This is a genomic window from Prochlorococcus marinus subsp. marinus str. CCMP1375, assembly GCF_000007925.1.
Classification (GTDB): Bacteria; Cyanobacteriota; Cyanobacteriia; order PCC-6307; family Cyanobiaceae; genus Prochlorococcus_E; species Prochlorococcus_E marinus.
Window position 1 is genome coordinate 63,014 of record NC_005042.1, and the last position, 12,285, is coordinate 75,298.

8 protein-coding genes are annotated in these 12,285 nt (G+C 31.7%); 7 read left to right on the plus strand and 1 reads right to left on the minus strand.

The window, feature by feature from the left end:
- Positions 1 to 325 precede the first annotated feature (325 nt).
- Positions 326 to 1,549, plus strand: coding sequence for a glycosyltransferase family 1 protein (locus PRO_RS00290; RefSeq protein ID WP_011124212.1), 1,224 nt, complete (start codon positions 326 to 328; stop codon positions 1,547 to 1,549).
- A gap of 4 nt (positions 1,550 to 1,553) precedes the next feature.
- Here the strand turns inward: PRO_RS00290 and asnB are convergent, their stop codons facing one another.
- Complete coding sequence (gene asnB / locus PRO_RS00295; RefSeq protein ID WP_011124213.1) at positions 1,554 to 3,518, minus strand: asparagine synthase (glutamine-hydrolyzing); 1,965 nt, start codon at positions 3,516 to 3,518, stop codon at positions 1,554 to 1,556.
- A 60-nt stretch (positions 3,519 to 3,578) separates the two neighbouring features.
- Between asnB and PRO_RS00300 the strand changes: the two genes are divergently transcribed.
- The 6 genes from PRO_RS00300 to PRO_RS00325 all read left to right on the plus strand — a co-directional run bounded on the left by PRO_RS00300 (position 3,579) and on the right by PRO_RS00325 (position 12,274).
- Positions 3,579 to 5,177 (plus strand): ArnT family glycosyltransferase, encoded by a 1,599-nt coding sequence (locus tag PRO_RS00300; RefSeq protein WP_011124214.1) that lies wholly within the window; start codon positions 3,579 to 3,581, stop codon positions 5,175 to 5,177.
- Between the two features lie 78 nt (positions 5,178 to 5,255).
- On the plus strand, positions 5,256 to 6,650 hold the full coding sequence (locus PRO_RS00305; RefSeq protein ID WP_011124215.1) for a glycosyltransferase: 1,395 nt from the start codon (positions 5,256 to 5,258) through the stop codon (positions 6,648 to 6,650).
- A complete protein-coding gene (locus PRO_RS00310; protein WP_011124216.1) occupies positions 6,651 to 7,592 on the plus strand; it encodes a lysylphosphatidylglycerol synthase transmembrane domain-containing protein in 942 nt (313 codons plus the stop codon).
- A gap of 187 nt (positions 7,593 to 7,779) precedes the next feature.
- Positions 7,780 to 10,041 (plus strand): tetratricopeptide repeat protein, encoded by a 2,262-nt coding sequence (locus tag PRO_RS00315; RefSeq protein ID WP_036892072.1) that lies wholly within the window; start codon positions 7,780 to 7,782, stop codon positions 10,039 to 10,041.
- A gap of 86 nt (positions 10,042 to 10,127) precedes the next feature.
- The gene (gene gmd / locus PRO_RS00320) at positions 10,128 to 11,255 is read left to right on the plus strand and encodes a GDP-mannose 4,6-dehydratase (protein ID WP_011124218.1); all 1,128 of its coding nucleotides are present in this window, start codon (positions 10,128 to 10,130) and stop codon (positions 11,253 to 11,255) included.
- Positions 11,256 to 11,269: 14 nt separating this feature from the next.
- Positions 11,270 to 12,274 (plus strand): GDP-L-fucose synthase family protein, encoded by a 1,005-nt coding sequence (locus PRO_RS00325; protein WP_036892071.1) that lies wholly within the window; start codon positions 11,270 to 11,272, stop codon positions 12,272 to 12,274.
- Positions 12,275 to 12,285: the final 11 nt, after the last annotated feature.

Below are 12,285 nucleotides of genomic sequence, written 5' to 3' on the forward strand. Positions count from 1 at the left end.
TCTTTTTCAGTCTGAGGCGATTCAATAAAAAGCGTTAATGATTTTTACTAGTCTTAGACAGTCAAATGAACCATTGGCCCTGTTTAGATATTTCAATTCTTGATCATTAGATTTTTTATAAATTTTTCTTATGAATCGTTAGAGATGCTATGGATTTAGTTGGTGTGTTAACTGTCACAATGCCAAAATCAAATTCTTCTTGAGCGATACTAGGTAGTAGTTATTATCTATTTCAATCTAATTGGCTACAGGAAATCGTATGTAAAGCATACCAAATACTCTTGATATAAACATAAGCATAGATTTCACAGCAATTGATTTTTGTATGAATAGGTGCAAAATAAGGCAAAATATATATAACCAAGAATTGAGTCTATTGGCACATATTGTTTTGCTTTCTACAGCTGATTGGGATCATCCTTTATGGACAAATAAACAACATGTGGCTTGCTCTCTTGCAGATGAAGGCCATTATATTCTTTATGTAGAGTCATTAGGATTGAGATCAGTCAATGCTACTAGTAAAGATTGGATTCGTATATTTAAGAGATTAATCAAAGGTTTATCTCCTCCTAGGAATGTATATAAGAATATTTGGGTCTGGTCTCCATTGGTGATACCTGGCTCTTCAAAGGGAATATTTCTAATAATTAATAAATTTATGCTTTTTTTTGGTATTTATATCGCTAGAAAAATTTTAAGATTACGTTGTGAATGGCTCTGGACTTATAACCCTTTAACAACAAAGCTTCTAAATATAAAAAACTTTTCACAAATAATTTATCATGCTGTTGACGCTATTCAAGAACAACCAAATATGCCGAGAGAAATTATAGAAAGTGAAGAAAAAAAATTATGTCTTAAAGCTAATAATGTTTTTGTTACCTCTCCAGCTATTTATAGAAGATTAAAGCCCTATTCTCATAATATTAAATACTATTCAAATTGTTGTGACTATAATCATTTTTCAAAAGCACTAAATATTAAAAGAAATAATATTCCAGAAGATCTAATGATTTTAAAGTCACCAGTCATAGGTTTTGTAGGAGCCATTAGCAATTATAAACTTGACTTTTCATTAATTTATGAGTTGGCTAAAAATAATAAAATGTGGAATTTTGTATTTATTGGACCTGTTTCAGAAGGGGAGGCAAATACTGATACAAGTTTAATTGATAGCTTGCCAAATATACATCTTTTTGGGTATAGGCCTTATTCAGTACTTCCCTCTTATTGTGCTGGTTTTGATCTTGCTTGGTTGCCACTACAAAAAAATCCGTATACACATTCTATGTTCCCAATGAAGTTTTTTGAATACCTTGCTGCTGGTTTGCCAGTGGTTGCTACTTCTATTGATAGTCTTCAAGAATTTTCCAACGAAGCAATATTATGCGAAGTTGATTATAAGCATTTTGAATCAGCAATTAAATCATCTTTAACCACTTCTTACTGTGATTTGGAGTTAAGACTGAATCTTGCAAAGCAATATACTTATAAGAAACGTACTCAAAGTATGCTCCATGATATTCAAGAATTGATCAATGCTTAATGAGCTATATATTTTTATCAATCCAAGATTCCCAAATTAGAGCAGACCATAATTTTTTACTATTATCTTTTACACCTTGAATGTGTTCATTTAATAGCTTTGTTGTAATTTCTGGATTAAGAAAACCCTCATCCCGCACTTTATTACTATTTAACATTTCTTCTGCCCATTCTCTTAAAGGTCCTTTAATCCATTCATTTATAGGTGTTGCAAAACCTGCTTTGGGCCTTTCAAATAATTTTTTAGGTATATAGTCTGCAAGAATTTCCTTTAAAATATATTTTCCACAATTATTTTTTATTTTCAGATTAATAGGTAACCTCCAGATGAGTTCGCCAACATTTTTGTCTAGAAAAGGTGACCTTGTTTCCAGACCAACAGCCATTGATGCCCTGTCTAATTTAACTTGATTATTTCCTGGCAAATATGATAAACAGTCTATGACCATCATAAAAGTAACTGGATCTAATTTTAATTCATGTATAGATTGATTTAATCGTTCATTACTAATAGGTGTAAAAGGTTGATTATATTTGTATTCAGTTATTGAAGAAACATCACTCCATTCACGAATTAAACGATAATATAAATCTTCCAATGAATTACTGTAGCTTATTTTATCTGTGATTTTATATAACCTTTCCCTAAATTGACGTATTTTTAAAATTGAACCTATTAAATCAATACTTTGGGTAGATAATTTATTGACTGAATTTATTAACATAGGCTTCATAAAATTTGGAATAATTCCAAAATACTTCCATATTTTAGGTGCCATTGTATATCGATTATATCCTCCAAATAATTCGTCGGCCCCATCTCCACTTAAGGCAACTGTGTAACCTTGCGACTTAGCAGCATTGCAAAGTAATAAAGTAGGAATTGCAGCAGGATCTGCAAATGGCTCTGAATAGTATTCATTGATTTTTGGCACAATATTCAGAGCATCTTCATTGGTAAATATTAACTCTGAATGATTTGAGCCTAAATAGTTTGAAATTCTTCGAGCATAAGTAGCTTCGTCAAACCTTTTATTTTCGAAACCTATTGTAAAAGTATTGATTTGGGAATTTGATGTTTCTTGTAATAATGCTGATACTAAGGAGGAGTCTATTCCTCCAGATAGAAAGGAAGTTATTTTCACATCAGCTTTTGATTGAGATTTTACTGATTTAATTAATTCTTGCTTTAATAAATTAATTGCTTCAGATTCGTTCTCTATCTCTCTACCATCTACGTTTTTTATCGTATCTTCTAGTTGCCACCATGACATCGGATAAATCTTGCTATAATCGTCATCAGTAACATCAATTTCTAGAATCTTTCCAGCCTCTAATTTCCAAATATTTTCATAAATGCTATGGGGATCTGGTACATAATTATAGTTAATAAATAAGCCCATAGACTCTCTGTTAATAGTATTATTAAATTCAGGATATGATTTTAAGGCTTTCAAATCTGATCCAAATATCAAGACTTTTCTAGTACCTACACCAGTAATGCCCCAGTAAATTGGTTTTTCTCCGAATCTATCTCTTGCTAAATAAAATTTATTTTCTTTTCTATCAAATATTCCAAAGGCAAACATTCCTATTAATTTTGTTAATGTTTTATATACTCCCCAGCACTCAATTGCCTGTATTAATGTTTCGGTATCAGAATGACTTTTCCAATTTTGTGAACCTTGAGTTATTTCCAATTCTTGCCTTAAATCCCAGTGATTATATATTTCACCATTAAATGTTAAAACAAATCTGTTAGAACTAGATAACATGGGCTGATGTCCAGCTTTTGATAAATCATTAACAGACAACCTCGTATGACTAAGCAGTATTCCTATGTCATTGTCTATCCAAATTCCACTATCATCAGGTCCTCTATTTAGCAGGGAAGTATTCATTTTCGAACCTATTTCATCTAGTGCTAATATTTGTCTATCTTTGCAAATCAGTCCTGCAATACCACACATATAAAATGAGAAACCTTATATTAGGTTACTCTATAATATAATCGTAGATATGATCTACATATGTTTCGCAATCTCAGACCTAATCATTTCAAACTAGCTAGTTTACTAGGATCTATAAATTTTTTAAAAGAAATATATTTATATATACCTTTAATATTTACTTTTGGTCCAAGAAGTTTTGTCGCACAAGATGAGGGATATTATGCTCTTCAGTCTAAATGGATTTTAGATACAGGTAATTGGCTAGCGCCTATGTGGTGGTCAGTTCCTACTTATGATAGGACAATAGGGGTCCAATGGCTAATTGCTGGTTTTCAGAAAATTTTTGGACAATCTATTTTCGTAGCTCATTTGCCATCAATAATATCTGGTATTATTTCCCTTTTTCTAACCTATAAAATTTCTTGCTTTCTTATAGGTAAAAGTTTTTCTTGGTTATCTCCTTTAGTACTTTCCCTTAGTTATTTGTGGATAGATAATCTACATTTGGCAACTCAAGATATGCCTTTGTTGGCTGTGGAATTATTTGGAATATATTCGATTTTAAAAGCTTCAAAATCCTACAAGAGTAAATGGTTTTTCTTTTCAGGTATAAGTATTGGAATTGCTTTTATGCTAAAGAGCTTTATGATTTTTCTTCCAATTATTGCAATAATACCTTTTTTATTCTCCAATTCTAAGGATATATTCTTATCAAAGTATTTTTATATTGGATTAATTATCGGTTTCTTACCATTTTGTATATGGATAGCATTAAGTTTAAAAGTATATGGCACTGAAAATGTATCACTTTTATATACAAAGCTTTTAGATTTGTCTACTACGAGTAGTTATAGTAGATCCCCTATCTATTATTTTTGGAATCTCCCTATAAATACATTTCCTTGGTGTATACTCGCACTACTAGGAATTATAAGAAGCTTTCAATCCTTTTCAATTAACAAGAAATTGCTGATTATCGGCTATCCATTCATGTTGTTTGTATTATTAAGCTTATTTAATACTAAAACCCCATATTATGGATTGCAGTTAACTCCATTCATTGCAATAAATGCAACAATAGCTATTAAGGATATTTTACACAATGATACTCAACTTAGTAGAAGCTGCTTGTTTATAATCTCACTTATTGGATCTCTAATACTCTTAATAGGATTTATAAACTTAACTTTTAAATTTACAGATATATCTTCAAACTTCCCACAAGAATTACTGGTAACAATACTCCTTCTTACTGGATTTTCTTTAACTTCAGTTTATTTTGCTCGGAGTAAATCAACTCTTTTACTAGCATTATTTGCAGGGCCATATCTATCCTTCATTTTAGCCACTCAGAATGGACTTTTTACAGATCGAAACCCCAATTTTAGGAAAGCATATTTTACTAATGATATTTCGCATAAATTAGAAAATAATTATGTCAATTTTATCTTCCCTGATTATCAGCTAAGCTCACAATCCTTTTCTCAGGTCGTTCGCTTAGGCCTTTATTCAAAAAATTCAGGTAATATTAAATTAAACCCTTTATCACTGAGAGAAGGAGAATATGCTTGGATTGAAGATTCAAAAATTAAACAATTACCTATAAACTCCTATGATGTCATAAAAGATGATCCTATCTTCGACCCTTGGACACTTATTTTCTACTCAAAAAAGTAACTTTAATCGATGACCTCTTTGAACATAGAATCTTTTTGTATTAGTATCATAGTTAACTATCTAGATATATAGTTCTTCATGGAAAGCACCCACAATAAACTTCACTATAGAAACCTCAATAAAACATATTACCAAGATCTCGAAAAAATCCATCAAGTACTTATTCCTGAAGGACAAAGAATACTCGAATTAGGGTGTGGAGTTGGAGACTTGCTTTCTTCTCTAAAACCTAGTTATGGTGTTGGCATCGAGATTGATCTTGAAACTGCAAATATCGCTAGAGAACGGCATAAGCATCTTCATATTTATAACTTAGATGCTGAAGGAATTACTCAAACTAATTTTAATACTTCAGAACCATTTGATATCATTATTATCAATAATACATTAAATACCATTAATGATGTTCAAGCACTATTTGTTAAACTTGAGGAATTTAGTCATTGTCAAACAAGATTAGTTATAAGTTTTCATAATTGGCTATGGCAACCATTATTGAAGTTGTCCGAGAAAGTTGGACAAAGAGAACCTCAACCCCCTGAGAGTTGGTTGACTCCAGGTGATATTTCTAATCTGTTAGATATTTCTGGATGGGAGGTTTTAAAGCATGGTCATAGGTGTTTAGTACCCAGAAATATTCCCGTGATTTCTTCTTTTGCAAACAGATGGCTCAGCCAATTGCCACTATTAGAGAATTTTGATTTAACACACTGGATGATTGCAAGACGCAGACCTAAAGAACATAAAGAAGCCAGTATTAGCATTGTGATACCAGCAAGAAATGAGTCAGGAAATATTTCTTCTGCTATTAAAAGAATGCCAGACTTTGGTTTACCAACAGAAGTAATATTTGTTGAAGGACATTCAAATGACGATACTTGGGAAGAGATCAATAGAGTCTGTGCAGATTATGAAGGCCCTTTAGCTATAGAAAAATATAGGCAAACAGGCAAAGGAAAGGCAGATGCTGTTTGGTTAGCCTTTGAAAAGGCTAAGGGTGATATTTTAATGATTTTAGATGCTGATTTAACTGTTAGGCCAGAAGATCTGCCTGTATTTGTAAGAACTTTATTGGAAGGTAATGGTGAATTTGTAAATGGATGCCGACTTGTGTATCCAAGGACAAATTTAGCTATGCCTTTATTAAATACTTTGGCTAATCGTTTTTTTGCTGCTGTATTTTCTTGGTTATTAAGACAAAGGTTTAAAGATACTCTTTGTGGAACAAAAGTTTTATGGAAGAAGGATTATCAGAGGTTAAAAGATGGAAGAAGCTATTTTGGTGATTTTGACCCCTTTGGAGATTTTGATTTATTATTTGGAGCCAGTAAGCTTAATTTAAAAATAGTTGAAGTACCTGTAAGATACCAGGAACGAATTTATGGTAGTTCAAATATATCTCATTTTAAAGAGGGTTTGGTGCTAGCAAAAATGTGTTTTATAGCAGCTAAAAAATTAAGATTCATTCCTTAAATGCAAAATATAAATTGGATAAAATTATTTGTAATAGGACTTTTTGCATATACACTTTTAGCTCTTTATCTAGGGGTATCAGATCTCAAAAATTCTATTTCATACCTGCCTCATAGTTTTTGGCTTTTCTCATTAATTTCACCTTTATCTGTTCATTTAATTTTGTCATTACGATGGCATTTCTTTCTTCGATATTTGCAATGCAATATCAATTATTTTGAATCTTTTAGCATTTATTTACCTGGATTATCTTTAATCGCTGCTCCTGCAAGATCTGGAGAGGCTATTAGGGGGCTTTGGTTGAAAAGTAGATTTAATTTGCCAGTTAGCCTTGGTATAAGTTGTACATTCGTAGAGAGAATTGGTGAATTAATTAGTGCATTAATAATAATAATATGGTCTCTATATTTCACTAATTTTTTCTCTATACCTATATTGTTATTTTTTACAATTACATGCTCTTATTTTTTTCATCACTTTAAAATTATAAAAAAACTTACGATTTTTTCGAAAAACTTACATTTTTATAATTCGAAATTTCTACAGAGAAAGATATTTAAAAATGCTTCCCTTTTAGTTGATAAAGTTAATACCTTATGTCTCCCTTATCCATTGGCTTTGTCGGTTTTGTTAAGCCTAGTTGCATGGCTGATAGAAGCATACTTACTGTATCGAGTATTTTCTTTTCTCAATGTCGAAATTGCTTTTAAACATTCGGCACTTATAAGAACCGTAATGGGAATGGGAGGAGTTATCTCATTCCTACCAGCGGGCTTAATTACAGCTGAATCTACAGGAATAGCAATGGCTTTAGCATATGGCTCTGGTCGCGTTGAGGCGGTTGCTGCAACAATCTTTATACGTATTTATACATTGTTTATACCATTTATTTTAGGATTGTTCTCCTATTCTTTTCAGAAGGATATCCGTTTTTCAAAATAGTTATAATTTTTTAAAATTTATGTACTTAATAAAAGCCAATTTGAATCGAATTAAAATCTTTAAGAGTGATTATTTAATATTATTTTCTTTGTGGGTCTTAGGATTAATAATGGACTCTATTTGGATATCTAATCATAATATACCACCGGCATGGGATCAATCATTCCATTTGACGAATCTATATAAGATGTCTTATATATTAAGGGAATTTCAATTATTTAGTTTTAATTGGTGGTACCAGATTTTATCGGTCACAGATAATTATCGAGGACCATTAACTTATTTAATATCTTCTCCATTCTTTTTAACTTTTGGCTCAACTTATAAAGCAGCAATACTGTCTAATTGTCTTTTTAATGCAATTCTTTTATTCTCAACTTATTATTTAGGACGTATTATATATTCGAGAGAGGCTGGCTTGTGGTCAGCTTTTATTTGTTCTTTTTCGCCAGCATTAGTAGTTCAAAGAACTGACTTCTTAATTGACTTTAGTCTGACTTCAATACTTACCTGCACCTGGCTTTGCTTCAGCTATTGGTATTTTAGAAAGCACAAGTTGAATGTAGCTTTTTCAATATTGACTGGCTTGTTATTAGGTTGTACAGCGCTTGTTAGACCTACTGGAATTATTTTTCTGATTTTACCTATCATAATTACTTTATTTAAAGCTTTCTTTTCTTTCTTTAACCGAAATTTCATCCCCTTAATAAACTCTTTTATTGTATTTATTTCTTTTATATTTATATTCTCTCCTTGGTTTTCTATAAATTGGTTAACAATACTTACTAGTCTAAATCGAGCTAGACAATGGGGTATCTCTTACCAAGAAGGCTTAGAAGCCAATACTTTAGAAGGTTTACTTTTTTATCCATTACTTCTTCCGAAAATGATAGGTGTATGCTTCATTACATCTATTATTATTTTACTAATATTTTCATTTAAGAGGAGATCTAATAATGTTATCTTTAATAAATTCTCTTCTCAACATTCTATATGGTTTATAAGCTTTCCTCTGGGAGGCTTGCTGATATGTACCTTAATGACAACAAAGGACTATCGATTTATTCTTCCTCTTTTACCTCAGTTTGCAATAGCTTTAGGAATTATAATCTCATCAAACTATTCTAAAAGGGTTTTTAATAAGTTTTCAAAAGTATTTTTAGTTTTAATATTATTTTTTACAATAATATGGAATCAATTTGGTTTCGGGTTTAATCTATCTGCTTTCCCAGTAAATAAGCCCAACTCTCAGGATAAATGGCCTATAGAAGATATTATTAAAACTATAGTAACTGAAAGTCCAAATGTGTCTTCTACATTAGCAGTACTTCCTGATTCAAAATACCTCAATGCATTTAATTTAGAAGCGGAAGGCCAGCGACAATTGGGACAAGTTTCTGCAAGACAAATTGTTAGTAATTTGGAAAATGTAGACGATGATTTATATAATTATGATTGGTTTTTAATTAAAACAGGTGAACAAGGTGTGATGAGTAATAATAGACAAGCTAAATTAACTAACTTACTTTTAGATTCCTCTGCATTTGTAGTTATTCGAACTTGGACACTACCAGATAAAAGTGAAGCATTCTTATTGCATAGACAGCCTTTAAGCTTGACTGTATCACCAATAAATTGTTCAGACACTTTTCCAAAGGCAATTATCAAACCTTTACCTTCAGGTTTAGATATTAGTATTCTAGGTAAAATTAGTAATATTCAGGACAAAAGACTACTTATAGATTTAGTAACTTCCTCAGAAAAAATTACTTATGACCATATGATAGGTCAAGGAATGTTATATTTAAGAACAGTAGATCCAGAAGCTTGCATCAATGTATCTGAAAGATATAGGCTACAAGCACCACAATCTCTTTTAAATTTACCTGTAAAAACTAATATTCGGCTTATCTCATCTGATGGTCATATTGATAATATCAATACCGATAATACATTCTATTTTAATAATAAACTAGACAAAGTATTACTTAATAATCGCGTTAACTTGCTTTTAGAGATGGGACAAATGCTACGAAATGGTAGTTTAGACGATTTATTTGATAAGGTTGGACAAGTCAATCAAAGTGATCCTAACCAATTATATCTTAGTAATTCTGAGGCTATTTTAATTCAGCGATTTGAGGAAAATCCTAATAACATTGATTATCTTTATTCTTTAGCATTAGCTCAGGCTTTGAAGAAGAAAGCTACTGATGCATATCAAACATTAGATTATTTAACTAATATTGATTCAGAAAATGAGTATGCATTCTTAGCAAGAGCTGTAGTTGAACTCTATATATTTAATCCTCGAAAAGCATTAGAATCAATAGAGCAAGTTAATCAATTAACAGCAAATAAATCTTTGCTAGAAATTAACCATACTCTTAAAATAATTTCTCATATTATGCTTTTAGACTTCTTTAAATTATTTAGTTTTATAGAATAAATGTGTCTTTGATATAAGAAAACATTGTAGTGCTATGCTTTTATGGAATGATCTAAATAGATTTAGATTGGTTAAGTATCTTTTGTATGGCTGAGAAGAAAAAGACAGCACTGATAACAGGTATAACTGGTCAGGATGGAAGTTATTTGGCTGAACTTCTATTAGAGAAGGGTTATGTAGTTCATGGAATTAAACGCCGAGCAAGTACCTTCAATACTAGTCGCATTGACCATCTCTATCAAGATCCACATGTTTCAGATCAAAGTTTAATTCTCCATTATGGAGACCTGACTGATAGTACAAATCTTATTCGTATTATTCAACAAGTTGAGCCAGATGAGATATATAATCTTGGCGCGCAAAGTCATGTTGCTGTAAGTTTCGAAGCTGCAGAATATACCGCTAATTGCGATGGATTAGGGACTTTGAGAATTCTTGAGGCTGTTCGAATGCTAGGACTGTCCAAGAAAACAAGGATTTATCAGGCAAGTACTAGTGAACTCTATGGTTTAGTTCAACAAATACCCCAAACGGAAACTACTCCTTTTTATCCACGAAGCCCTTATGCAGTAGCCAAGTTATATGGCTATTGGATAACTGTTAATTATAGAGAAGCTTATGGAATGTATGCATGTAATGGAATTCTTTTTAATCATGAATCTCCCAGAAGAGGCGAAACTTTTGTCACCAGAAAAATAACTAGGGGATTGGCTCGTATTGATGCTGGTTTAGATGAATGTCTTTATATGGGCAATTTGGATTCGCTTCGAGATTGGGGACATGCAAGAGATTATGTAGAAATGCAGTGGTTAATGCTTCAAAATGAAACTCCTGAAGATTTCGTTATTGCAACAGGTCGTCAAGAAAGCGTTAGGCGTTTCATTGAATTAACAGCGCTGGAGTTGGGTTGGGGCTCTATTGAATGGGAAGGTAAAAGTATTAATGAGATAGGAAGACGAGGAGATAATGGTCAAGTCGTGATACGAATTGATTCACGTTATTTTCGCCCTGCAGAAGTTACTACTCTTTTAGGTGAAGCATCTAAGGCTCATCAGAAATTAGGTTGGAAACCTTTGACTAGTCTTGAGCAAATAGTTGCAGAAATGGTTGCTGTAGATAAGGAAGAAGCTGCTAAAGAAGCATTGTTAAGTAGTAAAGGTTTTTCGGTTATGAGCCCTATGGAGTCTCCTCCTTCTAATTCTCTTAATAAGTAATTTATTTGCGAAATATGATTAAAAAAAGTTTACTAAAGAAAGAAGATAAGATTTTTGTTGCTGGTCACAAAGGGATGGCTGGATCAGCGATTTGCCGTTCCCTTTTGCATAAAGGCTTTGAAAACATTTTAACTGTAGATCGTAATGATTTGGATTTAACGGATAATCATAATGTTAGGAATTGGTTTGATACTTATCAGCCCTCCATTGTTGTTCTTGCAGCAGCAAAAGTAGGTGGTATTCAAGCCAATAGAATTTATCCAGCAGATTTCTTATTAGAAAATCTAAAAATACAAAATAATGTTATTGAAACTGCTTGGAATAAAGGTGTAAAAAGATTTCTATTTCTTGGTAGTAGTTGTATATATCCAAGATGTACTCCCCAACCTATAAGAGAAGAAAGCTTACTTACCAGTTCTTTGGAATCAACAAATGAATGGTATGCTCTAGCAAAAATTTCTGGTTTGAAATTATGTGAAGCATTAAGAACTCAACATGGTTTTGATGCAATTACTTTAATGCCTACCAATTTGTATGGACCAGGAGATAATTATCATCCTGAAAATTCTCATGTTCTGCCTGCAATGATTCGTCGTTTTCATGAAGCAAATGAACAAGGAGTTTCATCTATAAAATGCTGGGGAACAGGTGATCCATATAGAGAATTTTTGCATGTAGATGATCTTGGTGATGCATGTGTTTTTGCTCTAGAAAATTGGGACCCTTCTTCTTCTCAAGCACCTTCTGATTCATATGGTAATCCTTTATATTTTTTAAATGTAGGAACAGGAATAGATATTAAAATACGTGATTTAGCTAGCACGATAGCTAAAATAGTAGGATATAAAGGAGAGATTATTTGGGATAAAAGTAAACCAGATGGAACACCTAAAAAACAATTAGATGTTAGTAGATTATTACAATTAGGTTGGAAATCTACTATTTCTTTTGAAGATGGCTTGAAAAATACCATTCAACATTTTAGAGATGAATTAAAACAAAATAAAGTTAGAATTTAAACAACTATAAT

Bases quoted from the DNA above. Each gene is read 5' to 3' on its own strand.
- PRO_RS00300 (WP_011124214.1), top strand. From the start codon at position 3,579: ATGTTTCGCAATCTCAGACCTAATCATTTCAAACTAGCTAGTTTACTA.
- PRO_RS00290 (WP_011124212.1), top strand. From the start codon at position 326: ATGAATAGGTGCAAAATAAGGCAAAATATATATAACCAAGAATTGAGT.
- PRO_RS00310 (WP_011124216.1), top strand. From the start codon at position 6,651: ATGCAAAATATAAATTGGATAAAATTATTTGTAATAGGACTTTTTGCA.
- PRO_RS00325 (WP_036892071.1), top strand. From the start codon at position 11,270: ATGATTAAAAAAAGTTTACTAAAGAAAGAAGATAAGATTTTTGTTGCT.
- asnB (WP_011124213.1), bottom strand. From the start codon at position 3,518: ATGTGTGGTATTGCAGGACTGATTTGCAAAGATAGACAAATATTAGCA.
- PRO_RS00305 (WP_011124215.1), top strand. From the start codon at position 5,256: ATGGAAAGCACCCACAATAAACTTCACTATAGAAACCTCAATAAAACA.
- gmd (WP_011124218.1), top strand. From the start codon at position 10,128: ATGGCTGAGAAGAAAAAGACAGCACTGATAACAGGTATAACTGGTCAG.
- PRO_RS00315 (WP_036892072.1), top strand. From the start codon at position 7,780: ATGTCTTATATATTAAGGGAATTTCAATTATTTAGTTTTAATTGGTGG.